The sequence below is a fragment of the Tabrizicola sp. genome, from assembly GCF_041913445.1.
Classification (GTDB): domain Bacteria; phylum Pseudomonadota; class Alphaproteobacteria; order Rhodobacterales; family Rhodobacteraceae; genus Tabrizicola.
Genome location: NZ_JAYSFG010000009.1, coordinates 62,030 through 84,472 on the forward strand (window position 1 = coordinate 62,030; position 22,443 = coordinate 84,472).

The 22,443-nt window shown below is 66.9% G+C and carries 19 protein-coding genes; 7 read left to right on the forward strand and 12 right to left on the reverse strand.

Features of this window, described 5'->3' with window-relative positions; translation table 11 throughout:
* Positions 1-28: 28 nt before the first annotated feature.
* Both hutH and hutI read right to left on the reverse strand, forming a co-directional pair.
* Positions 29-1,570 (reverse strand): histidine ammonia-lyase, encoded by a 1,542-nt coding sequence (gene hutH / locus ACE3Q6_RS12045; RefSeq protein ID WP_374432485.1) that lies wholly within the window; start codon positions 1,568-1,570, stop codon positions 29-31.
* Positions 1,563-2,753, reverse strand: a complete 1,191-nt coding sequence (gene hutI, locus ACE3Q6_RS12050; RefSeq protein ID WP_374432486.1) for an imidazolonepropionase — start codon at positions 2,751-2,753, stop codon at positions 1,563-1,565. The genes hutH and hutI overlap by 8 nt, the downstream gene beginning before the upstream one ends.
* Positions 2,754-2,819: 66 nt before the next feature.
* Here hutI and ACE3Q6_RS12055 point away from each other — a divergent pair, with 66 nt between their 5' ends.
* Positions 2,820-4,160 carry a formimidoylglutamate deiminase gene (locus ACE3Q6_RS12055; RefSeq protein ID WP_374432487.1) on the forward strand — a complete coding sequence of 447 codons (1,341 nt, stop codon included), beginning with the start codon at positions 2,820-2,822 and terminating at the stop codon, positions 4,158-4,160.
* Positions 4,157-4,840, forward strand: coding sequence for a GntR family transcriptional regulator (locus tag ACE3Q6_RS12060; protein WP_374432488.1), 684 nt, complete (start codon positions 4,157-4,159; stop codon positions 4,838-4,840). The genes ACE3Q6_RS12055 and ACE3Q6_RS12060 overlap by 4 nt, the downstream gene beginning before the upstream one ends.
* A 21-nt stretch (positions 4,841-4,861) precedes the next feature.
* On the opposite strand, the gene ACE3Q6_RS12065 is transcribed toward ACE3Q6_RS12060, so the two are convergent.
* On the reverse strand, positions 4,862-5,716 hold the full coding sequence (locus tag ACE3Q6_RS12065) for a LysR family transcriptional regulator (RefSeq protein WP_374432489.1): 855 nt from the start codon (positions 5,714-5,716) through the stop codon (positions 4,862-4,864).
* A gap of 176 nt (positions 5,717-5,892) precedes the next feature.
* Between ACE3Q6_RS12065 and ACE3Q6_RS12070 the strand changes: the two genes are divergently transcribed.
* The 5 genes from ACE3Q6_RS12070 to ACE3Q6_RS12090 all read left to right on the forward strand — a co-directional run bounded on the left by ACE3Q6_RS12070 (position 5,893) and on the right by ACE3Q6_RS12090 (position 14,514).
* Positions 5,893-8,319 carry an FAD-dependent oxidoreductase gene (locus ACE3Q6_RS12070; protein ID WP_374432490.1) on the forward strand — a complete coding sequence of 809 codons (2,427 nt, stop codon included), beginning with the start codon at positions 5,893-5,895 and terminating at the stop codon, positions 8,317-8,319.
* A 68-nt stretch (positions 8,320-8,387) separates the two neighbouring features.
* Entirely contained in the window at positions 8,388-10,826 is a 2,439-nt protein-coding gene (locus ACE3Q6_RS12075) for an FAD-dependent oxidoreductase (RefSeq protein WP_374432491.1), read from the forward strand.
* The gene (locus ACE3Q6_RS12080; RefSeq protein WP_374432492.1) at positions 10,823-12,388 is read left to right on the forward strand and encodes a trimethylamine methyltransferase family protein; all 1,566 of its coding nucleotides are present in this window, start codon (positions 10,823-10,825) and stop codon (positions 12,386-12,388) included. The genes ACE3Q6_RS12075 and ACE3Q6_RS12080 overlap by 4 nt, the downstream gene beginning before the upstream one ends.
* Before the next feature lie 23 nt (positions 12,389-12,411).
* Positions 12,412-13,311, forward strand: a complete 900-nt coding sequence (locus ACE3Q6_RS12085; protein WP_374432493.1) for an NAD(P)-dependent oxidoreductase — start codon at positions 12,412-12,414, stop codon at positions 13,309-13,311.
* A gap of 96 nt (positions 13,312-13,407) precedes the next feature.
* The gene (locus ACE3Q6_RS12090) at positions 13,408-14,514 is read left to right on the forward strand and encodes a cystathionine gamma-lyase (protein ID WP_374432494.1); all 1,107 of its coding nucleotides are present in this window, start codon (positions 13,408-13,410) and stop codon (positions 14,512-14,514) included.
* A gap of 62 nt (positions 14,515-14,576) precedes the next feature.
* Here ACE3Q6_RS12090 and ACE3Q6_RS12095 read toward each other — a convergent pair whose 3' ends face one another.
* The 9 genes from ACE3Q6_RS12095 to alr all read right to left on the reverse strand — a co-directional run bounded on the left by ACE3Q6_RS12095 (position 14,577) and on the right by alr (position 22,387).
* Entirely contained in the window at positions 14,577-15,245 is a 669-nt protein-coding gene (locus tag ACE3Q6_RS12095) for an SDR family NAD(P)-dependent oxidoreductase (protein WP_374432496.1), read from the reverse strand.
* Between the two features lie 81 nt (positions 15,246-15,326).
* Complete coding sequence (locus ACE3Q6_RS12100) at positions 15,327-15,695, reverse strand: iron chaperone (RefSeq protein ID WP_374432497.1); 369 nt, start codon at positions 15,693-15,695, stop codon at positions 15,327-15,329.
* The gene (gene purF, locus ACE3Q6_RS12105) at positions 15,692-17,155 is read right to left on the reverse strand and encodes an amidophosphoribosyltransferase (protein ID WP_374432499.1); all 1,464 of its coding nucleotides are present in this window, start codon (positions 17,153-17,155) and stop codon (positions 15,692-15,694) included. The genes ACE3Q6_RS12100 and purF overlap by 4 nt, the downstream gene beginning before the upstream one ends.
* 84 nt (positions 17,156-17,239) lie before the next feature.
* Positions 17,240-17,860 carry a CvpA family protein gene (locus tag ACE3Q6_RS12110; protein ID WP_374432500.1) on the reverse strand — a complete coding sequence of 207 codons (621 nt, stop codon included), beginning with the start codon at positions 17,858-17,860 and terminating at the stop codon, positions 17,240-17,242.
* Positions 17,861-17,897: 37 nt separating this feature from the next.
* Positions 17,898-19,253: a DNA repair protein RadA gene (gene radA, locus ACE3Q6_RS12115; protein WP_374432502.1), complete on the reverse strand. Its 1,356-nt coding sequence runs from the start codon at positions 19,251-19,253 to the stop codon at positions 17,898-17,900.
* Between the two features lie 124 nt (positions 19,254-19,377).
* Complete coding sequence (locus ACE3Q6_RS12120) at positions 19,378-19,803, reverse strand: paraquat-inducible protein A (RefSeq protein ID WP_374432505.1); 426 nt, start codon at positions 19,801-19,803, stop codon at positions 19,378-19,380.
* Positions 19,804-19,818: 15 nt separating this feature from the next.
* Positions 19,819-20,565 (reverse strand): ABC transporter ATP-binding protein, encoded by a 747-nt coding sequence (locus ACE3Q6_RS12125; protein ID WP_374432506.1) that lies wholly within the window; start codon positions 20,563-20,565, stop codon positions 19,819-19,821.
* Positions 20,562-21,341, reverse strand: a complete 780-nt coding sequence (locus ACE3Q6_RS12130) for an MlaE family ABC transporter permease (RefSeq protein ID WP_374432507.1) — start codon at positions 21,339-21,341, stop codon at positions 20,562-20,564. Before ACE3Q6_RS12130 ends, ACE3Q6_RS12125 begins: the two co-directional genes overlap by 4 nt.
* Positions 21,338-22,387 (reverse strand): alanine racemase, encoded by a 1,050-nt coding sequence (alr, locus tag ACE3Q6_RS12135; RefSeq protein WP_374432508.1) that lies wholly within the window; start codon positions 22,385-22,387, stop codon positions 21,338-21,340. Before alr ends, ACE3Q6_RS12130 begins: the two co-directional genes overlap by 4 nt.
* Positions 22,388-22,443: the final 56 nt, after the last annotated feature.

A 22,443-nucleotide genomic window follows, 5' to 3' on the forward strand; every position in this document is an offset into this window, starting at 1 on the left:
TCGCCCCCCGGACCCCCAGAGGATATTTTCAGACATGAAATGGGGAAAGGTCGGGCAATGTGACGCCCGTCGCCTCCGAGAGTGCCCCCTCAGCCACCAAAGCGGCAGCCTTGGCCAGGTCGGGGGCGAGGTAGCGGTCTTCCTCCAACGCATGGACCTCTGTCCGCAGCGCCCGGACCGCGGCCTGCAGGGGGGGCGAGGTGCGCAAGGGCGCGCGGAATTCGACGCCTTGCGCAGCGCACATCGCCTCCACGCCCAGGATCACGTTCAGGTTCTTCACCATCCGCCGCAGCCGCCGCGCGCCATGGGCGGCCATGCTGACATGGTCCTCCTGGTTCGCGCTCGTGGGGGTCGAGTCGATGACCGTCGGGTGGGCGAGGTGCTTGTTCTCGCTCATCAGCGCGGCCGTCGTCACTTCGGCTATCATGAGGCCCGAGTTGAGGCCGGGCTTCGGCGTCAGGAACGCGGGCAAGTCGAAGGACAGCGTCGGGTCCACCATCAGCGCGACCCTGCGTTGAGAAATCGCGCCGATCTCCGCCACCGCCATCGCGATCATATCGGCAGCGAAACCAACAGGTTCGGCGTGGAAGTTGCCACCGCTGACGATCTGGCCGTCGGACAGGACAAGCGGGTTGTCGGTCGCCGCGTTCGCCTCGATCTCCAGCGTCCGCGCGGCCATCCGAAGGACATCCATCGCGGCCCCCGTGACCTGGGGTTGGCAACGGATGCAATAGGGGTCCTGGACCCGCGTGTCGCCCTCGCGGTGGCTTTCACGGATCTCCGACCCCGCCAGCAGCGCGCGCATCGTGGCAGCTGCGGCAATCTGGCCTGGCTGTCCGCGCAGGGTGTGGATCTCCGGCTCCAGCGGCGCGGTCGATCCCATGATCGCGTCGGTAGACAGCGCCGAGATCACCAGCGCCTCCCGCGCCGCTTGCCAGGCCTGGAAAAGGCCCGCCAGCGCGTAAGCTGTGGAGAACTGCGTCCCGTTGATCAGAGCCAAACCTTCCTTCGCGCCCAGCGTGATCGGGGAAAGGCCTTTGCTGGCAAGCGCTTCAGCTCCGGGCTTCACCTGACCGTCCACCAGAGCCTCGCCATGACCGATCATCACCGCAGTCATGTGGGCCAGAGGCGCAAGATCACCCGAGGCCCCGACCGAGCCTTGGTCCGGGATAACCGGGGTCACGCCTTGCGCCAGCATCCCCTCGATCAGCGCCACCACCTCGGGCCGGACACCCGAGGCGCCGCGACCCAACGACAAGAGCTTCAGCACCATCATCAGCCGCGCCACGTCCTCGGGCATCGGAGCACCGACTCCGCAGCAATGCGACAGGATCAGGTTTTTCTGAAGCGTAGCGGTGTCTTCCGCGGCGATCTTGATGCTTGCAAGCTTGCCGAAGCCCGTGTTCACCCCATAGACCGCCGCGCTGCCATTTGCCGCCGCCGCGATGTGGCTGGCCGCGCGTTCGATGCCCGGCCGGGCGCTGTCATGCAGGCGGGCGGGCAGGGCCTGGCTGTATATACGCTCCAGCTGCGCGAGGGTCACCTGACCGGGGACGAGGATCTCAGCCAAGACGGCCTCCGTATATACGTTGGTGGAGCGCCGTGGCCCCGATGCGGTAGCTCAGTTCCGCCGGGTGATCGGCATCCCAGATGCACAGATCGGCCCGAAGACCCGGCGCGATGCGGCCCCTGTCGGCCAGTCCAAGGGCGCGGGCGGCATGGGCGGTGGTCCCCAGCAGCGCCTCTTCCGGCGTCAGTCGGAACAGCGTGCAGGCCATGTTCATCGCCAGCGGCAGCGAGGCCATGGGCGAGGAACCGGGGTTCAGGTCCGTCGCCACCGCCATCGGCACGCCCGCCTGACGCAGCGCCGCGATGGGCGGAACCTGGGTCTCGCGCAGAGTGTAGAAGGCCCCCGGCAGGATGACCGCCACGGTACCGGCCCGCGCTATCGCCGCGACACCCTCGGGCGAGAGATATTCCAGATGGTCTGCCGACAGCGCCCCGTGGCTCGCCGCAAAGGCCGCGCCGCCAAGGTCCGACAGCTGCTCGGCATGGAGTTTCACCGGCAGTCCGAAAGCTCGTGCCTCGGCGAAAAGGGGCTGCAGCTCCTCGACCGAAAAGGCGATCCCTTCACAGAAGGCATCCACCGCGTCGACCAGCCCCTCGGCATGGGCCTGGCGGAGCGACGGCAGCGCGACCTCGGCGATGTAAGCCGTTGCGCGGCCTTTGTATTCCGGCGGAATGGCGTGGGCGGCGAGGTGCGTGGTCCGCACCGTCACCGGCCGCGACTGCCCGATCCGGCGGGCCACGCGGAGCATCTTCAACTCGTCCGCGACGGTCAGCCCGTAGCCGGACTTGACCTCGATGGTCGTGGCGCCGCTGGCTATCAACTGGTCAACACGGGGCAGGGCACGCGCCAGCAACTCCTCCTCCGACGCCGCCCGCGTGGCGGTCACGGTGGAGAGGATCCCGCCCCCGGCCCGCGCGATCTCTTCATAGCTCGCGCCCTTCAGCCGCAGCTCGAACTCCACCGCCCTGTGGCCTGCGAAGACCGCGTGGGTGTGGCAGTCGATCAGCCCCGGCGTCACCAGCCGCCCGGCGCAGTCGTGCTCGGCCAGCCCACGATAGGCCAATGGCAGGTCCGCCATCGGCCCCACCCAGGCGATCCGGTCCCCCTCCAGCGCCACGGCGGCGTCGGGGATCAGGCCGTAACCGCCGGTCATTGTCGCAAGGGTGGCGTGGGTCAGGAGCATCGGCTTGCCTTATGCGTGATGCATTGGCTAATATGTCTAGACATAATGCAAGTCAAGCGAGTCGCCATGATCCTTCACGCTGCCACTGCGCTCTTGCCCCACGGCTGGGCCAGGGACGTCCGCATCCGCGTCGAACAGGGCCGGATCGCCGAGGTTACCACGGGCGTCGCGGGGCAGGGGAACGGCGTGCTCCTTCCCGCGCCGGTCAACCTGCACTCCCACACCTTCCAGCGCGCGATGGCGGGCCTGACCGAAGCGCGGACGGCGGGGCAGGACAGCTTCTGGACCTGGCGCGCGCTGATGTACCGCTTCCTCGACCGCCTTTCGCCCGAGGATGTCCAGGCCATCGCGGCCCAGGCGATGGTCGAGATGGCCGAAGCCGGGTTCTCGGCGGTCTGCGAGTTCCATTACCTCCACCACCCCGTCGGCGGCGGCACCTACGCCGATCCGGCAGAGATGTCGGCGCGGATCATTGCGGCGGCCGGGGAAACCGGGCTGGGCCTTACGCACCTGCCGGTGATCTACGAACAGGGGGGCGTCGATGGCCGGGCGCTGTCGGGCGGGCAGCTGCGCTTTGGGTCCTCGCAGAACACCTATGCGACGGTGCTGGAGGGCGCGCGCAAAGCCATGAGCGGCTTGCCGGACGCCGTCCTTGGCATGGCACCCCATTCCCTGCGGGCGGTCAGCCGGGCGACGCTGGACCGGGTGGCCGGGATGACCGAAGGCCCGATCCACATTCACATCGCCGAACAGCTTGCCGAAGTGGCCGAGGTCGAGGCCGCTTGGGGCGCGCGGCCAGTGGACTGGGCGGTCGCGAACCTGCCGCTGGACGGGCGCTGGTGCATGATCCATGCGACGCAGATGACCTCGGCAGAGACCGCGGCGCTGGCGCGGACCAGCGCGGTGGCGGGCCTTTGCCCGATCACCGAGGCGAACCTGGGCGACGGCATCTTTGATGGGCCGGGATGGCTGACGGCGGGCGGGGGTTTCGGGGTCGGAAGCGACTCGAATGTCCGCATCTCCCTGGCCGAGGAACTGCGGCTTCTGGAGTATTCACAACGCCTTGGACGCAAGGCGCGGGCGGTGATGGCGGATGGGCGGTCGACGGGTCGGCTTCTGTGGGAGGAGGCGGCGAAAGGCGGGGCGAAGGCGGCCGGTCGCGGAAGGGGGCGGATCGAGGTGGGAGAGTGGGCCGACCTTCTGGCGCTGGACGCCGGCGATCTGCGGCTGGAAGGGTTCGACGGCGACCAGCTGCTTGACGCCTTCGTCTTCGCAGGCCGGGACGGGCTGGTGACCGACCTCTGGTCCGCTGGCCGCCACATCGTCCGGCAGGGCCGCCACATCGCCCGCGACGCGGTGGAGGCCCGCTTCCGCGCAACGATGCGCCGCCTGCGGGACGCGCTTTGACCGGCTGGGAGGACATCCGGGCCGAGGTCCTGCGTCGCATCCGGGCGCGCGACTGGCCGCCCGGTGCGCTGATCCCGGGGGAAGAGGCGCTGGCCCAGGAATTCGGCGTGGCGCGGGCCACGGTGAACCGCGCCCTGACCGCGCTGGCCGAGGCGGGGGTGATCGAGCGGAAGAAGCGGGCGGGAACGCGGGTGGCGGCCCTTCCGGTACGGCGGGCGCGGCTGGAGATCCCGGTGATCCGTCTCGACGTGTTGGGCCGGGGCCTTGCCTACGACTTCCAGCTGCTGGCCGACGAAGGGATCCCCGCGCCGGCCACCGTGGCGGCACGGCTTGGCCTGCCAGAGGGACAAGGGATGCGCTACCTCGAGACGCTCCACCGGGCTGCGGGCCGCCCCTTCGTGCTCGAGACGCGCTGGCTGAACCCGGCCGTCCTGCCCTCGCCCCCGCCGGACTTTGCGCGGACGAGCGCGAATGAGTGGCTGGTGACGCATGTGAGCCTGGTGTCCGGCGACATCGCCTTCACTGCCGAACCGGCCACGGCGCGGGAGGCCGAGGTGCTGGGTGTTCCGCCGGGGACCGCGCTTCTGGTGGCGGAACGGACGACGCGCGGGGTCGCCGGGCCGGTCACCCTGGTCCGCCTGGCCCATGCACCGGGCCATCGGGTGCAGATGGAGTTCTGACGGTAGGGGCGGACCTCCCCCCTACTTTCCCGCGCGGAAATGGCCGGCGACGAGCTGCGTCAGCCTGCGATGCAACGGCAGGGTGCGGTGCCGGATGTGGATCGCGGCAAAGACCGGTTGGCGCAGGGGCGGGGCGTCTTCCACCGCCATGAAGCGGGGCGTCGCGATCAACTCCTGCGCGGTTTTCTCCAGGACATAGCCCGAGCCGCCCATCGCCGTCAGGAGCGAGACGACCGACCCGGACTGGCCAACGGACACCGGCGAAGTGGCCAGCTCGGGCGTCGTCTGGCGGTGCATCTCCTCGAAGGCCGGAGAGAAATGGGCGAAGACGAAGCGCTTTGGGCTTATGTCCGCAAGCCGCGCGGTGTCGGTCGAGACCATCTGGTAGGTCACATCGCCCACGCTGTCGAAATGCAGGTCGGGATGGGGCTTGGGGCTGAACATCACCGCGAAGTCGAGGATCCCGGTCAGTAGATCCGCGCACATCTGGTTGGAATAGTCGGGCTCGATGTAGAAGGCGGTTTCCGGGAAGGCCGCGCGGAACTCGGCCACCCAGTCGCCCAGGTAGACCGCCGCCAGGTCGTTCTGGATGCCGAGCCGCAGAAGCTGCTGCGCGCCCTGCGGGATCTGGATCCGCCGCCGCGCCTCGTTCCATTCGTGCCTGAGCGCCCGGGCATGCGGCTCGAAACGCTTGCCCTCGGGCGTGAGATCGGTGCCCGCGCGCGAGCGGTCGAAGAGGCGCGAGCCCACGGCCTGCTCCAGCGCGGTGACCCGGGCCGAGACGGTGGACTGGGTGATCCGAAGGCGTTCCGCCGTGCGGTGGAAGCTGCGCGTCTCGGCGAGGTCGAGGAAGGTGTCGAGGAGGTCGATCTGCATGGATGGGCCGCGGCGCTTGTGGCAGGCCCCGGGGGCGCTTCGCCCCCCGGACCCCCAGAGGATATTTGGGCAAATGTGAAAGGCTTGATCGGGTTTGTCGATCAATACCCCGGCTCTGCCCGAATTGAAAGCGGGCGCGTGGCGGCGGATAGTGCAGGGGGTTGAGGGAGGCGGCGATGGCGGATTTTGCGCAGGCTCGGGTGGTGATCATCGGCGGGGGGGCCGTGGGGGCCTCGGCGCTCTATCACCTGGCGAAGGCGGGGTGGACGGATGCGCTGCTGCTGGAGAAGAACGAGCTGACCGCCGGGTCGACCTGGCACGCGGCGGGGAACGTGCCGACCTTTTCCTCCAGCTGGTCGATCATGAACATGCAGCGCTACTCGGCCAGCCTCTACCGGGGCCTGGGCGAGGCGGTGAACTACCCGATGAACTACCACGTGACCGGATCGGTGCGCCTGGGGCATTCCAAGGAACGGCTGCAGGAGTTCAAGCGCGTCGTCGGCATGGGGCGCTATCAGGGGATGGACCTGTCGATCCTTGGCCCCGATGAGATCCGGTCGAAGTACCCCTTCGTCGAGACGCATGACCTGACCGGGGCGCTCTATGATCCCTATGACGGGGACATCGACCCGGCGCAACTGACCCAGGCGCTGGCCGCCGGGGCGCGGCAGATGGGCGCGCGGGTGGAACGGTTCTGCCCGGTCACGGCGGCGAAGTGGACGGGTGCCGAATGGGTGCTCTCCACGCCCAAAGGCGAGGTCCGCTGCGAATATGTCGTCAACGCGGGCGGCTATTATGCGGCCCATGTCGGTGCCATGTTCGGTCGCCGCGTGCCGATGATGGTGATGAGCCATCAGTACCTCCTCTTCGACACCATCCCGGAGTTGGAAGCCTGGACGAAGGAGGTCGGCCACAAGCTTCCACTCCTGCGCGACGTCGACTCGTCCTACTACCTTCGGCAAGAGAAGATGGGCTTCAACCTCGGCCCTTACGAGAACCCCTGTCGCGCGCATTGGGCCACGCCCGACGACCCGATGCCCGAGGATTTCAGCTTCCAGCTCTTCCCCGACGACCTGGAACGGATCGAGTGGCACATCAACGACGCGATGGCCCGCGTGCCGCTTCTGACGCAGGCGAACCTGACCAAGGTCATCAACGGCCCGATCCCCTATACGCCGGACGGCAACCCGCTGATCGGCCCGATGCCGGGGGTCCCCAACGCCTTCGAGGCCTGCGTCTTCACCTTCGGCATCTGCCAGGCGGGCGGCGCGGGCAAGGTGCTGGCGGAATGGGTGACGGAAGGCGGGACGGAATGGGACATGTGGTCCTGCGACCCGCGCCGCTTCAACGGCTGGGAGGATCACGACTACCTCGTCCAGAAGGGGATGGAGGTTTACGGCCACGAATACGGGATGCATTTCCCGATGGCCCGCTGGCCCGCCGCGCCGGACCGGAAGCTCTCTCCGGTGCATGACCGGCTGAAAGCCCTCGGCGCCCAGTTCGCGCCCTACAACGGGTGGGAGCGGGCGGAATGGTTCGCCCAGCCGGGCGACGACACCTCCTGGGAGTCCACCCAGACATGGGGCAGGGCCGGCCCGTGGGAGCCGCGGATCAAGGCCGAATGTGAGGCCGTGCGGGATGGCGTGGGCGTCCTTGACCTGCCGGGCTTCACCCGCCTGCGGCTGGTCGGGCCAGGCGCGCGGGCGCATCTGGCCTCGCTGACGGCCTCGAAGCTGCCGCAGCCGGGGCGGATGGGACTGATCTACTTCGCCGACGCCCGCGGCCGCATCGTCACCGAGATGACCTGCATCCCCGCCAGCGACGACGACGTGGGCGTCATCACTGCCGCTGTGGCCCAAGGGCACGACGCCGACATCCTGCGCAAGGGCTTGCCTGCGGGCGTCATGCTCGAGGACTGGTCGGACAAGATCCACTGCTTCATCGTCACCGGCCCGAAGGCGCGCGAGCTGTTGGCTGGGCTCTCCGAGGCCGACCTGACGCTCCCCTGGCTCTCGGTCCAGTTCACCGCGAAGGTCGCCGGCCGCGACGTGGCGCTGGTGCGTGTGTCCTTCGCCGGGGAACTCGGCTGGGAAATCCACTGCGACCGCGACGACGCCCCGGCGATCTACGATGCGCTTCTCGCGGGCGGCGCCAAGCCCTTCGGCATGAAGGCGCTGAACAGCTTGCGGATCGAGAAGGGCTACCGCGCCTGGAAGGGCGATCTGTCGACCGACTATACGCTTCTGGAAGGCGGGCTTGATCGGTTCATCGACTGGGGGCATGACTTCCCGGGCAAACCCGCGTTGCAGGCCGAGAAACAGCGCGGCGTGAAGAAGCGCTTCGTCAGTCTGAAGGTCGAGGCCGGAGAGTGCGACGCGCCCTACATGTCGACGCTTTGGCATAACGGGCAGGTTGTGGGTGAGACGACCTCGGGCGCCTGGGGTTACCGCGTCGGGCATTCGATGGCCCTGGGGATGCTGCGGGTGGACCTCGCGGTGCCGGGGACCGAGGTCGAAGTGGAAATCTTCGGCGATCGGATGAAGGCCACGGTCCTGCCCGACGGACCGGCCTGGGACGCGAAGAACGAGCGCATCCGCGCGTGACGGCGGGCGGACCGGGGGCCAGCCCCCGGACCCCCGGGATATTTGTGCAAAGATGAAAGACCAACGGAATGGCTGAAATTCCAACCAAGGCGCGGGCGGTGGTGATCGGGGGCGGGGTCTCGGGCTGTTCGGTGGCCTATCACCTGGCCAAAGCAGGCTGGACCGACGTGGTGCTGCTGGAGCGCCGCAAGCTGACTTCGGGCACGACCTGGCACGCGGCGGGGCTGATCGGCCAGCTGCGCGGGTCGGCGAACATGACGCGGCTGGCGAAGTATTCGGCGGACCTCTACCGGGGGCTGGAGGCTGAGACGGGCGTCGCCACGGGGATGAAGCAGGTCGGCTCCATCTCGGTCGCGCTCACGAAAGAGCGGCACGAGGAGCTTTTGCGGCAAGCCACGGTGGCGCGGATCTTCAACGTCGAGGTCCATGAGATCAGCCCGCAGGAGGCGAAGGCCAAGTATCCGCACCTGAACATCGATGGCGTCGTCGGCGCGGTGGCGTTGCCATTGGATGGACAATGCGATCCGGCCAACATCGCGATGGCTTTGGCAAAAGGCGCGCGGATGCGGGGGGCGAAGATCTACGAGAACACGCTGGTCACCAAGGTCACGACCTCTGGTGGCCGCGTGACGGGCGTGGACTATGAGACCGACGAAGGGCCGGGCCACATCGAGGCCGACGTCATCGTCAACTGCGGCGGCATGTGGGGCCGCGACCTTGCCGCGCAGAACGGCGTGACCCTGCCGCTCCATGCCTGCGAGCACTTTTACCTCGTCACCGAACCCGTTGACGGGCTTGGAGATTTGCCCGTCCTCCGTGTCCCCGACGAATGCGCCTATTACAAGCAGGACGCCGGGAAAATGATGCTCGGCGCCTTCGAGCCCAAGGCCAAGCCCTGGGGCATGGAGGGCATCCGCAAGGACTTCGAGTTCGATACGCTGCCCGAGGACTGGGACCACTTCATGCCCATCCTGGAACAGGCGATGAACCGCATGCCGCTGTTCCAGACCGCGGGCATCCACACCTTCTTCAACGGGCCGGAATCCTTCACCCCCGACGACCGCTACTACCTGGGCGAAGCGCCCGAAGTGAAGGGCTATTGGATCGCCGCCGGATACAATTCGATCGGCATCGTCTCCTCTGGCGGGGCGGGCCAGGCGTTGGCGCACTGGATCACCGAGGGCGAGCCGCCCTTCGACCTCTGGGAAGTCGACATCCGCCGCGCCCAGCCCTTCCAGAAGAACCGCCGCTACCTGAAGGAGCGGGTTTCCGAGACGCTCGGGTTGCTCTACGCCGACCATTTCCCCTACCGCCAGGTGGTGACGTCGCGGGGCGTCCGCCGCTCGCCGATCCACGAGCATCTGAAAGCCCGTGGCGCGGTGTTTGGCGAGGTCGCGGGCTGGGAACGCGCCAACTGGTTCGCGAACGAAGGCCAGGAACGGGAATACCGCTACTCCTGGAAACGCCAGAACTGGTTCGAGAACCAGCGCGCCGAACACATGGCCGTCCGCACGAAGGCGGGCCTCTTCGACATGACGAGCTTCGGCAAGATCAGGATCGAGGGCCGCGACGCCTGCGCCTTCCTCAACCGGATCTCCTCGGCGCAAGTCGACGTCCCCGTGGGCCGCATCGTCTACACCATGTTCCTCAATGAACGCGGAGGGATAGAGGCCGATCTTACCATCACCCGCCTGTCGGAAACTGCCTTCCTCGCCGTCGTCCCCGGCGCAACCCTGCAACGCAACCTCGCCTGGATGCGCGCCCATGTCGGGGACGACTTCGCCGTCATCACCGACGTCACCGCTGCCGAGTCCGTCCTCTGCCTGATGGGGCCGGAAGCGCGCGAAGTCTTGGGCAAAGTCTCGCCCAACGACTTCAGCAACGCCGCACATCCCTTTGGCACAGCGCGGGAAATCGAGATCGGCATGGGCCTCGCCCGCGCCCATCGCGTGACCTATGTGGGCGAGCTTGGGTGGGAGTTGTATATACCGACCGACCAGACTGCCCACGTCTTCGAGGCGATCATGGAGGCCGCGCCCGATCTGAAACTCTGCGGGCTTCATACCTTGGACAGCTGCCGGATCGAAAAGGCCTACCGCCACTGGGGCCATGATATCACCGACGAGGACCACGTGCTGGAAGCGGGCCTCGGTTTCACCGTCAGTCGCAAGAAGCCGGCCTTCTTCGGGCGTGAGGCGGTCCTTCGCAAGGAACAGCACGGCCTCGACCGCCGCATGCTCCAGTTCCGGCTCAAGGACCCCGAGCCGCTCCTGTTCCACAACGAGGCGATTGTCCGTGACGGGGAAATAGTCGGCCCCGTGACCAGCGGCAACTATGGCCACTTCCTGGGGTCGGCCGTCGGAATGGGCTACGTCCCCGCGAAGGGCCAGACCGACGACGACATTCTGGGTTCCACCTACGAAATCGAGGTCGCGGGCCAGCGCCACGCGGCCATCGCCAGCATCGTTCCGATGCACGATCCGAACTCCGAAAGGGTAAAGGCATGACCGACCTCTCCGACCTGCCAGGCGAGACCTGCGAACCCGCGCGCACCCGTCGCGCGGGTGGCCGACAGGCGCGCGTCGCCCTGCGGTCCGCACCCCTGGCCGATGATGTGAAACCGGTCCGCGCGGGCCTTCCCGGAGGTCAGTACAAGCCCCTGACCGAGGCCGGTGTCCAGCAGATCCATGCCGCAGCCCTGGACGCGCTGGAGCAGATTGGTCTAAGCCAAGCCCCTGAATCCGGGCGCAAAATTCTGACCGAGGCCGGGGCGATCCTGGGCGATGATGGCCGCATCCGCTTTCCCCGTGCGCTGGTCGAGGACATGCTGGCCATCGCCGCGCGCAACATCACGCTTTATGCCCGCGACCCCAAGCATGACCTGCACCTTTCCGGCACCAACGTCCATTACGGCACAGCGGGCGCGGCGGTGCATATCGTCGATCCGATCACGCTGGAGTACCGCGATTCGACCGCTCAGGATCTGTATGATGCGGCGCGCCTGGTCGACAACCTGGACAACATCCACTTCTACCAGCGCACGATGGTCTGCCGCGACGTGGCCGACAACAGGGAGATGGATCTCAACACGCTTTATGGATCGCTGTCAGGGACCGTGAAGCATGTCGGGACCAGCTTTTCCGACCCGTCCCATGTCGCCGATTGTTTCGAAATGATTTACATGGTGGCGGGCGGCGAGGAGAAGTGGCTGGAACGCCCCTTCGTGTCGAACTCCAACTGCTTTGTCGTTCCGCCGATGAAGTTTGCCGAAGAGTCCTGCATCACGATGGAGGATTGCATCCGGCGCGGGATGCCCATGCTGCTCTTGTCGGCTGGTCAGGCTGGTGCGACCTCGCCGGCCCCCATCGCCCTGACCATCGTTCAGGCGGTGGCCGAATGCCTCGCGGGCGTCGTCTATGTGAACGCGATCAAGCCGGGCGCTCCGGCGATCTTCGGGACCTGGCCATTTGTTTCCGATCTGAGAACGGGCGCCATGTCCGGCGGGTCGGCGGAGCAGGCGCTCCTGACCGCAGGATGCGCCCAGATGCACCGGTTCTACGACCTGCCGGGCGGGGCGGCGTCGGGTATCAGCGATTCGAAGCTTCCGGATATGCAGGCGGGCTGGGAGCAGGGGATCACCAACTCCCTCGCCGGGCTTGCGGGCCTCAACATGTGCTACGAGGCGGTCGGGATGCATGCTTCTCTCCTCGGCTTCTGCCTGGAATCGCTCGTGTTGGGGGACGACCTTCTGGGTCAGGCGATGCGACTGGTGCGGGGCATCGACGTGACGCCGGATTCGACCAGCATCGAGGCGATGAAGGACGTCTGCCTGGGTGGTCCCGGGCATTACCTCGGGTCCGAGCAGACGCTCAAACTGATGCAGACCGAATACATCTACCCCAACGTCGGCAACCGCATGTCGCCCAAGGAATGGAACGAGGCGGGCAAGCCCCTGCTGCTCGACACGGCCATCGCGCGCAAGAATGCGATCCTTGCCAAGGCCGGGTCGCGCATTGATCCCGAGATCGACGCGCTTATTCGAAAGCGGTTCAACATCTACTTCAAGTAATCCAGGCAAGGTGCGGAAAAGAAATGCGTTACGGATACATCGGCCTTGGCAATCTCGGCGCGGCTTGTGCAGGCTGCCTGGTGAGGGACGGCTTTCAGGTCACTGTCTTCGACCTGAACCCGACCCTTGCCGAGCCGCTGCTGGCGGCAGGCGCAACGCTGGCCAGGAGCGCCGAGGCGCTTGCAGCCGAGGTCGACCACGTCATCACCTGCCTGCCGTCCCCGGCTGTCTCGGAACGGGTGTTGAGGAACATCCTGCCGCACATGAAGCCGGGCGCGAGCTGGGTGGAGATGTCGACGCTGGGCCGGGACGAGGTGCTGAAGCTCGCCGCCATCGCCGCCGAAGGGGGCGTTCGGATGATGGAGCTTCCCGTGACCGGCGGCGTGCATCTGGCCTATCAGGGCAAGATCACCATGCTCGCGGGTGGGGACAAGGACCTTTACGACCTGCACTACAAGGCGATGCAGGCGATGGGCGACCGGATCTTCCATATGGGGCCGTTGGGGTCGTCCTCGATCATCAAGGTGATCACCAACATGCTGGCCTTCATTCACCTGAAGGCCACGTCGGAGGCGCTGATGCTGGCCAAGCGCGGGGGCCTTGATCTGGCCCAGGCCTGGCACGCGATTAAGGCGTCATCCGGAAACAGTTTCGTCCATGAAACCGAGGGCGCGCTGATCCTGAACGGGTCCTACGACATCGCCTTCAACATCGACCTGGCGCTGAAGGACCTCGGGTTTGCGCTTGGGTTCGGGAAGGAGTTTGGCGTCCCACTCGACCTCGCCAGCATGACGAACCAGACCTACATCGCGGCCAAGGCGGCCTATGGCGGCGAGGCGCAGTCGCCGATGATCGCCAAGCTGCTCGAGGACCTGCTTGGGACCGACCTCCGCGCCCCCGGTTTCCCGGCACGGCTTGAGTGACCGGCGGCGGACCGTTAAGGTCCGGTAAATGCCCACGGTCAAGTCCTTGATTTCGCTGTGGGCCTCCACCCCGTCCAGCGCGGACAAGGAGCCCACATGACCGCTGATACCGACGAACTGATCGCCCGCCTTCTGCACCACCGCAAGGCGGGCCTGTCGCTGGGTGAGCCGGTCGTTCCGCCGATTTCCGTCGCCACCACGTTCCATCTGCCGCAGGCGCAGGGGGCAGCCCATTACTACGGCCGTTCCGGTCAACCCAGCTGGGACGCGGTCGAGGCGCAGCTCTCGATCCTTGAAGCGGCCGAGGTCGTCTCCTTCCCCTCCGGAATGGCCGCGATCACGGCGGCGCTGGTCTGCTGCCTGAAGGCCGGCGCGAAGGTGATGATTCCTTCGGATGGCTACTACGTAACCCGTCTTCTTGGCCGCGACCTCTTGCAGGTCTACGGGGTCGAGGTCGTGCAGATCCCGACGCTGGAGATGGAACAGGCGGACTTCTCCGGTTTCCAGGTCATCTACATCGAAACGCCGTCCAATCCCGGCCTCGACGTGGTCGACATCGCGGCGCTGGCGACCAAGGCCCATGCCGCCGGGGCGCTTCTGATCTGCGACAACACCACGATGACCCCTCTGCTGCAGCGCCCGCTGGATCTTGGCGCGGACCTCGTGGTAGCGGCAGATACCAAGGCACCGGCGGGGCACTCCGACGCGCTGTTCGGCCATGTCGCGGGGCGGGATGCCAACCTGATGGCGCGGGTGCGGGAGTGGCGGCGGCAATCGGGCTCGGTTCCCGGGCCGTTCGAGGCCTATCTGGTGCACCGGGGGCTGGAGACTCTGGAGGTCCGCCTGACCCGCATGTGTGCCTCGGCCGCGGTGATCGCGGAGCGGCTGGCCTTGCACCCAAAGGTCCGGGGCCTGCGCTATCCGGGCCTGGCGGGGGATGCCTCGCAGAAGGCGGTGGGCGGCCAGATGGTCAACGGCGGGTTCCTGATCGGGTTCGAACTGGCAGGTGAGGCAGCGGCGGAGAGCTTCCTCGCCCGCTGCCCGCTGATCGAACAGGCCACCAGTTTTGGTGGGGTCCATACCGCGGCCGAACGCCGGGCGCGCTGGGGCGATGCGGTGGCCGATGGGTTCATCCGGCTGTCGGTGGGGGTGGAGCCGGTCGAGGTCCTCTGGTCGGCCATTGACAGCGCTTTGGCCGGGTAGGGCCAATTTTCTTAAGCAAGAAAATTGTCAAATTCCTTACTTAAGGAATTTGGGGCCCCGGCCTAGAGCGTGTCGAGAATCCGCGCCGCCTCGGCCTGCAGGTCTGCAAGCTTGCTTCGGTCCTCGCCCGGGAAGAACCGGGCACGGGTGGCCGTGGGCAGGGGTTTCGCTTCGGCGATGACGACGCGGGGGCCGTGCTTGGCGCTTTCCGCCTGCCAGCTGCGGGCCAGCGCCATCTGGGCGGCCTTCGTGGCCCCGTAAGAGCCGAAGAAGGGCTGCCCGGCGCGGGGGTCGTCGAGGAAGAGGGCGGTGCCGTCATGGGCGCGCAGCAGGGGTTCGACCATCGGGATCAGCATGCCGGTGGCGCGGGTATTGGTGGCAAGCGACTTCTCCCAGTCCTTCTGGTCGATGTGCCCGGTGGGGGCCAGCGGGGCCGCATGGATCGCCGCATGGACCCAGAGGTCAAGACCGCCCCAGCGGTCATGGACGCTACGGCAGAGATGCCGCATCGCGTCGTCGTTGGTCACGTCCATCGGCGCGAGCGTCAGCGCCCCGGCGCCCGGCAGCCCGGCCTGCTTGACCCGGTCATCCAGCTCTTCCAGCCCGCCCACGGTGCGGGCCACGGCCACCACGTTCCAGCCCCGCAGCGCGAGTTGTTCGGCAAGGGCTGACCCCAGCCCGCGCGAGGCACCGGTGACGAGGGCAACTCTGGGGGCGATCTTCTGGGTCATGGGACAGTCCTTCTGGGCAGGCGTCGAAGCCTCCGGCGGGGATATTTGGGCAAAGATGAAAGGGCAAGGGGCAGCTTGGCCTCAGGCCTTGCGACCATATCCCGCAGCGATCTCGGCCTGGCGGGTTTCGATGATCTGGCGCAGGAGCGTGTCGGGCAGGGGTCGGTCGGGGGTAAAGAGGACGCCGGACTTCGAGGTCCTGAAGGGCGCGCAGTCGATCTTCGGGATCACGCTGCCGGAATGGGGATAGAGGCCCAGGTGACGCGCGAAGGCTGCGTATCCCACGACCATCTTGCCCTTGGGGCCGGGCTGGCGAAGTCCCGGCATGGCGTAGGACATCACTTCCAGGTGGTCGGGGAGAAGGGCCTTGAGTCGGGCCCGGAGGGTCGTCAGGGCGTCCCGCTGGTCGGGGGGCAGGGCGGCGATGTAGGCGTCGACTTCGGCGCTCACTCCGCGGCCTTCATCTGGAAGCCTTCCTCGATCTTGTCCGAAGGCGCGACCGGGTAGTCGCCAGAGAAGCAGGCGTCGCAGAATTTGGGGTTGGCGGCGTCGCGGCCCTGGGCCTCGCCAGCGGCGCGGTAGAGGCCGTCGAGGGAGATGAACTTCAGGGAGTCGACGCCGATCCAGTCGCGCATCTCATCCTCGGACATCGTTGCGGCGAGGAGCTTCGAGCGTTCCGGCGTGTCCACGCCGTAGAAGCAGGGCCAGGCGGTGGGGGGCGAGGCGATGCGGAAGTGGACCTCGGCCGCGCCGGCCTCGAGGATCATGTCCTTGATCTTGCGGCTGGTGGTCCCGCGCACGACCGAGTCATCGACCAGGATCACCCGCTTGCCCTTGATGAGCGCCCGGTTGACGTTCAGCTTCAGCCGCACGCCCATGTTGCGGATGTGGTCCGTGGGCTCGATGAAGGTCCGGCCCATGTACTGGTTGCGGATGATCCCCATTGCGTAGGGGATGCCGGATTCCTGGCTGAAGCCGATGGCCGCAGGCGTTCCGCTGTCCGGCACGGGGCACACGAGATCAGCGTCCACCGGGGCTTCACGCGCAAGCTCCACGCCGATTTGCCGCCTTGTTTCATAGACCGAGCGGCCGCCGATGATCGAGTCAGGGCGAGAGAAATAGACGTTTTCGAAGATGCAGAACCGGCTTTTCGCGGGCGTGAAGGGCCGGGTCGAGTCTATCTTGTTGCCCTCGATCACCACCATCTCGCCCGGCTCGATCTCGCGCACGAACTCGGCGCCGATGATGTCGAGGCCGCAGGTTTCCGAGGAAAGCGCCCAACCCGAGTCGCCCAGGCGGCCCAGCACCAGCGGGCGCACGCCCAGGGGATCGCGGACGCCGATCAGCTTGGTGCGGGTCATGGCGACCACCGAGAACGCGCCTTCGACCCTGCGCAAAGCGTCCTTGATGCGTTCGGACAGGTTCTTCTGGATCGACCGCGCCATCAGGTGGATGATGCATTCGCTGTCGGAGGACGACTGGAAGATCGACCCGCGCTCGATCAGTTCGCGGCGCAGCGCGGCGGCGTTGGTCAGGTTGCCGTTGTGCGCGATGGCGCAGCCGCCCATCGAGAACTCGCCGAAGAAGGGTTGCACGTCGCGGATCGCAGTCGCGCCCTTCGACCCGGCGGTGGAATAACGGACATGGCCGATCGAGAGCGACCCGGGCAGGGTGTCCATCACCTCGGCCTTGGTGAAGTTGTCGCGCACATAGCCGAAGCGGCGGGCCGAGTTGAAACCGTGGTCAGGGTGGTAGCTGACGATCCCACCCGCCTCTTGCCCCCGGTGCTGCAGTGCGTGCAGGCCCAGGGCAACGAAGTTCGACGCATCGGCCACGCCGATCACGCCGAAAATCCCGCACTCCTCCTTCAGCTTGTCGTCATCGAAGGGGTGCGAGCGGAAGGGGGCCATGCGTCCGAATCCTGTGCCTCTGGCGTTGCCGCGGTGTTTACGGCAGAGCCTCGGGGCTGTCACGCCCCGAAACGACGTGCAGGATCACGGATTGGTGGCAGGAGCCTCGGTCGCCGGAGCTTCGGGCGCAGTCTGGATCGTGGGGGCGCCGCCCGGAGCGCAGACATTGGTCAGCTCGTTGTAGCGGTCGACGATCCAGCCCGGTGCGTCCGAGGGGATGTTCTGGTCGATCTGGGCCTGGAAGTTGGCGAAGACCAGCGCGGTGCGCGAGTTGTCGATCATCGCGATCTCCTGCCCGGCCAGGACGCGGTCGTAGACGATGAAGGCGATGGCGATCAGAAGGATGCCGCGCGCCGCCCCGAAGAGGAAACCAAGCGCCTGGTCGATCCCGCCAAGCGCCGACCGCTGCACCGCACCGGCAAAGAGCGGCGTGAAAAGTGCGGCGACGATCAGGCCCACCACGAAGACGCCGGCAAAGGCCGCGACGACGGACAGCTCGCAGCTGTCGGACAGGAACTCGCCCACCACCGGCAGCTCCTTGACCAGGGGCTGGACGCCGGGGGCGAAGTAGTAGGCAGCGATGGCGGCACCGATCCAGCCGAGGATCGCCATCAGCTCGCGCACCAGGCCGCGCGAGAAGGCGAGAATGGCCGAAATGATGATGATGAGTGCCGCACCACCATCAACCGCGGTCAGGTTTTCCATCGCTTACGTCCCCATTCCCGTTCTTTTTTCCAAGGGCTTATCCTGCCCCGAACATTTCGCCCACGAACGCCGTCAGATCGGTGATCTGTCGGACCTTCACCCCCCCGGCCCCTTCGATCTTCGAATGGGACGGCACGGACGCCTGTGAGAAACCAAGTTTCGACGCTTCTTTCAACCTGTTTTCGGTCTGGCCGACCGGACGCAATGCCCCGGAAAGGCTGATTTCTCCGAAAAGCACCATGTCGGGCGGGATCGCCACGTCCTCGCGTGCGGAAAGCAGCGCACCGGCCACGGCGAGGTCGGCCGCCGGTTCGCTGACCCGCAGGCCGCCCGCGACGTTCAGGAACACGTCCAGCCCCGCAAAGGGGATGCCACAGCGCGCCTCCAGCACCGCGAGGATCGTGGAGACCCGCCCGCTGTCAAGGCCCACCACTGTCCGGCGGGGGCTGGCAAGGGTCGAGGGCGCGACGAGCGCCTGGATCTCGGTCAGGACGGGGCGGGTGCCCTCGATTCCCGCAAAAACGGCGCTGCCGGGGGCGGGGTTGTCACGGTTGGCCAGGAACAGGGCCGAGGGGTTGGGGACTTGCGCCAGCCCGCCGCCGGTCATCTCGAAGACGCCGATCTCGTCCGCCGGGCCAAAACGGTTCTTCACCGCGCGCAGGATGCGGAACTGGTGGCCGCGCTCGCCCTCGAAATATAGGACGGTGTCGACCATGTGCTCGACGACGCGAGGGCCGGCGATCTGGCCCTCCTTGGTGACATGGCCCACCAGGATCACTGCCACGCCGCGGCGCTTGGCGAAGGTCACCAGCTCATGCGCAGCGGCGCGCACCTGGCTGACCGAGCCGGGCGCGGCCTCGACGCTGTCGAGCCACATGGTCTGGATGGAATCGATGATCGCAAGGGCAGGCCGTTCGGCGTCCAGCGTCGTCAGTATGTCGCGCAGGTTGGTTTCGGCGCCAAGCTGGACGGCCGCGTCGGTCAGCCCAAGGCGCTGCGCGCGCATCCGGACCTGGGCGCTTGCCTCCTCCCCCGAGATATAGAGGCACTTCAGCCCTTTCCGGGCGAAACTTGCCGCCGCCTGCAGAAGCAGAGTCGACTTGCCAATTCCCGGATCGCCCCCCACCAGGATCGCCGAGGCAGGCACAAGTCCGCCCCCCAGGACCCGGTCAAGCTCATCGATCCCCGACGAGGCGCGGGGCGGCGGGGCTTCCTCGGTCGCAAGGTCGCTGAGCGGGATCTGGCGACCCTTCGCGCCCAGCGATTTCGGGCCCGAGGACAGCGGCGCCTCTTCGACGATGGTGTTCCACCCGCCGCAGGCGTCGCACTTGCCGGCCCATTTGCGATAGGCGGCACCGCAGACAGTGCAGGTGAATGAGGTGGTCTGTTTCATCGTGGGGGACAGTGACGGGTCTTTTGGGCAGGATCAAGGCGTTGGGAGCACCGGAATTTTCGAAAATTCCGGACCGGAGCCTTCGAAGGCTCCGTCACGATTTCTGTAAAGAAATCGTTCTGTTTCAAGCCGCTGTCTTCGATTTCCAGGACACCAGGATCGAGGCCAGAATGCAGCCGGTGAAGAGGTAGAGGCCCCAGGCCGTCTCGATCGTCACATGGCCCGCGCCCTTCGCGATGACGATGTAGAGCGCGATCAGGAACACATCGGCCATCGCAAGCTTGCCCAGGATCTCCAGAACCGGCAGGGTCTTCGGCGACAAAAGGTTCCAGTGCAAGAGCGCAAGGCCTATGGTCTTGGCATAGGGCGCGAAGATGGCAAGGAAGGTCACGGCCAGGGCAAGGGCCGCGTCCGTCTCCCACAGGCTTTGCAGCCCGGTGATGACGCTGATCTCGTCCATCCCGAAGATCGGCAGAAGGGCGGCGCGCAGGAGTGGCGCGAACCAGGCGATGGGGAACAGGATCAGCAGGGCGAGGTTGAGGTACTTCATCGCCGCCCCTGCCGATCACCGGACACTCTCGATGGGTCCATCCGCGCGTCCGTGGATGAACTGCTGCACGTAAGGATCATCCGTCGCATCCATCTCGCCCACCGGCCCGGTCCAGCGGATCACGCCCCCATGCAACATCGCCACGTTGTCGGCAATCGCCCGGACCGAGGACATGTCATGCGTGATGGTCATCGCCGTGGCCCCCATCTCGACCACGATCTCGCGGATCAGCGCGTTGATGACGCCCGACATGATCGGGTCAAGGCCCGTGGTCGGCTCGTCGAAGAAGATGATCTCGGGTTCCGCCGCGATGGCCCGCGCGAGGCCCACGCGCTTCTGCATTCCCCCCGAAAGCTCGGCCGGGTAGAGGTCGGCCACCGCCGGCTTCAATCCGACGCGGCGCAGCTTCTCGATGGCCACCTCGCGCGCCTGGGCCTTCGGCAGCGCCTTCGGGCCGCGGACCAGGCGAAACGCCACGTTCTCCCAGACCCGGAGCGAATCGAAGAGCGCTCCGCCCTGGAACAGCATCCCGAAGCGTGCCAGGAAGGCGTCGCGGTCGGCCTTGGTCACATCCTGCCCGTTTAGCGTGATCGTTCCCTGGTCCGGGCGCACCAGGCCCAGGATGCACTTCAAGAGGACCGACTTCCCCGTCCCCGACCCGCCGATGATCACCATCGACGAACCCGAAGCGATGCTCAGGTTCACCCCCTGCAGCACCCGGTTGTCGCCGAAGCGCTTGTGGACATCCCGAAGCTCGATCATGACGAGAAGAACACCTCGGTCAGGATATAGTTCGCCGCCAGGATCAGCACCGAGGCCGAGACCACCGCCGCCTTGGTCGCCGCCCCCACGCCCTGCGCGCCGCGGGCCGAGTTCATTCCGTGGTAGCAGCCCATCAGCGCCACGATGAAGCCGAAGACCGCGCCTTTCACGAGGCCCGAGCCGATGTCCCAGGCCTCCAGGAAGTCCACCGTGTTCTTCAGGTAGGCGGCCGAGTTGAAGTCCAGCCGCGTAATCCCGACCAGCCAGCCACCCATGATCCCGATGGCGTCGCCCACGGCGACCAGGACCGGCATCGACAGGGTCGCGGCCACCACGCGCGGAACGGCCAGATATTTCAACGGGTTGGTCGACAGGGTCACCAGCGCGTCGATCTGTTCGGTCACCTTCATCGTGCCGATCTCGGCCGCAATGGAGCTTGCCACCCGTGCCGCGACCATCAGCCCGCCCAGAACCGGCCCCAACTCTCGTGTCATGCCGATGGCGACGATGGAGGGCACGACCGATTCCGCGTTGAAGCGCGATCCGCCGGCATAGATCTGCAAGGCCAGCGCCCCGCCGGTGAAGATTGCAGTCAGGCCGACGACGGGCAGGGAATACCAGCCGATCTGCAGAAGCGACGACCCAAGCTCGCGCAGGTAGAAGGGCGGGCGCAGGATATGCCCCACGACCGAGACGGCGAAAAGCACCACCCGACCGACGGCCGCGACAGCCTGCAGGACCGGGCGGCCAAGGGACCCGAGGGTCGCCTCGATCATGCCGGACGCTCCTGGTAGCGGCGGGTGTAGCGGGGGCCGAGCGCGGTCAGAAGTTCATAGCCGATCGTGCCTGCCATGTCGGCCAGCGCATCGACCGGCTGGTTCGGACCAAGGATGTCCAGCGCCCTCGGCACTTCGGGCAGATCGGTGATGTCGACGGTGATCAGGTCCATCGACACGCGGCCGACCAGCGGGCAGGGGGTGTCGCCGTCCCAGAGCCGTGCCTTGTTCGACAGCGTCCGTGGCAGCCCGTCGGCATAGCCCGCGGCCACGGTTGCGATCAGCGACGGCCGGTCCGCGACCCAGGAACAACCGTAGCCCACCGCCTCACCCGGGGCGACCTCGCGGGTCTGGATCACCGGCAAGGACAGCGTCACGGTGGGAATCGCGGCTTCGTAGGGCAGGCCGCCATAAAGCCCGATCCCGGGGCGGGTCAGGTCGAAGTGATAGCGCTGCCCCAGAAGGATGCCGCCGGTTGCGGCCAGGCTGCGGGGCAGACCGGTGCCCTCGGTCATCTCCAGGAATGTCGCCAGTTGCGACTCGTTCAGGGGATGGTCGGGCTCGTCCGCGCAGGCCAGGTGGCTCATCAAGAGCTCCGGCCCCGCCTCGACCAGGATCGGGGCCACGGCCTGCCATTCCAGCATCTCGACGCCCAGCCGGTTCATGCCGGTGTCAAGCTGCACGCCGAACGGATGACCCGGCAGCGATTCCAGGTGGCGGGTGATCTGCTCCAGGCTGTTCAGCATCGGCGTCAGATCCAGGTCATGGATCATCTCGGTGTCGCCCGCCATGTGGCCCGACAGGACCGCGATCTGCGGTCCCCGTCCCAAAGCCTGGCGCACCGCTGCGCCTTCCTCGGCCAGCGCCACGAAGAACCGCCGCGCGCCCGCATTGGCCAAGGCCCGCGCCACGCGCGTTGCGCCAAGGCCATAGGCATCAGCTTTCACGACCGCCGCAGTCTGCACGCCCTGACCGGACATCCGGTCCAGCGCGCGCCAGTTCGCGGCAATCGCATCGAGATCAATGGTCAGGGTTCCACTCGCCATGCGGCTGTTTCGACCGGGGCGGGGCCGGGGTCAAGGGAAAAGCGGGCACCGGGCGG

What these genes read in the sequence shown, in the direction of transcription:
- hutI (WP_374432486.1), bottom strand. Translation starts at nt 2,753, where the DNA reads ATGCTCCTGACCCACGCCACCCTTGCGACAATGACCGGCGGTTACGGC.
- alr (WP_374432508.1), bottom strand. Translation starts at nt 22,387, where the DNA reads ATGGCGAGTGGAACCCTGACCATTGATCTCGATGCGATTGCCGCGAAC.
- ACE3Q6_RS12065 (WP_374432489.1), bottom strand. Translation starts at nt 5,716, where the DNA reads ATGCAGATCGACCTCCTCGACACCTTCCTCGACCTCGCCGAGACGCGC.
- ACE3Q6_RS12090 (WP_374432494.1), top strand. Translation starts at nt 13,408, where the DNA reads ATGACCGCTGATACCGACGAACTGATCGCCCGCCTTCTGCACCACCGC.
- ACE3Q6_RS12095 (WP_374432496.1), bottom strand. Translation starts at nt 15,245, where the DNA reads ATGACCCAGAAGATCGCCCCCAGAGTTGCCCTCGTCACCGGTGCCTCG.
- ACE3Q6_RS12075 (WP_374432491.1), top strand. Translation starts at nt 8,388, where the DNA reads ATGGCTGAAATTCCAACCAAGGCGCGGGCGGTGGTGATCGGGGGCGGG.
- ACE3Q6_RS12125 (WP_374432506.1), bottom strand. Translation starts at nt 20,565, where the DNA reads ATGATCGAGCTTCGGGATGTCCACAAGCGCTTCGGCGACAACCGGGTG.
- ACE3Q6_RS12055 (WP_374432487.1), top strand. Translation starts at nt 2,820, where the DNA reads ATGATCCTTCACGCTGCCACTGCGCTCTTGCCCCACGGCTGGGCCAGG.
- ACE3Q6_RS12080 (WP_374432492.1), top strand. Translation starts at nt 10,823, where the DNA reads ATGACCGACCTCTCCGACCTGCCAGGCGAGACCTGCGAACCCGCGCGC.
- ACE3Q6_RS12085 (WP_374432493.1), top strand. Translation starts at nt 12,412, where the DNA reads ATGCGTTACGGATACATCGGCCTTGGCAATCTCGGCGCGGCTTGTGCA.
- radA (WP_374432502.1), bottom strand. Translation starts at nt 19,253, where the DNA reads ATGAAACAGACCACCTCATTCACCTGCACTGTCTGCGGTGCCGCCTAT.
- ACE3Q6_RS12110 (WP_374432500.1), bottom strand. Translation starts at nt 17,860, where the DNA reads ATGGAAAACCTGACCGCGGTTGATGGTGGTGCGGCACTCATCATCATC.
- ACE3Q6_RS12070 (WP_374432490.1), top strand. Translation starts at nt 5,893, where the DNA reads ATGGCGGATTTTGCGCAGGCTCGGGTGGTGATCATCGGCGGGGGGGCC.
- ACE3Q6_RS12120 (WP_374432505.1), bottom strand. Translation starts at nt 19,803, where the DNA reads ATGAAGTACCTCAACCTCGCCCTGCTGATCCTGTTCCCCATCGCCTGG.
- ACE3Q6_RS12130 (WP_374432507.1), bottom strand. Translation starts at nt 21,341, where the DNA reads ATGATCGAGGCGACCCTCGGGTCCCTTGGCCGCCCGGTCCTGCAGGCT.
- purF (WP_374432499.1), bottom strand. Translation starts at nt 17,155, where the DNA reads ATGGCCCCCTTCCGCTCGCACCCCTTCGATGACGACAAGCTGAAGGAG.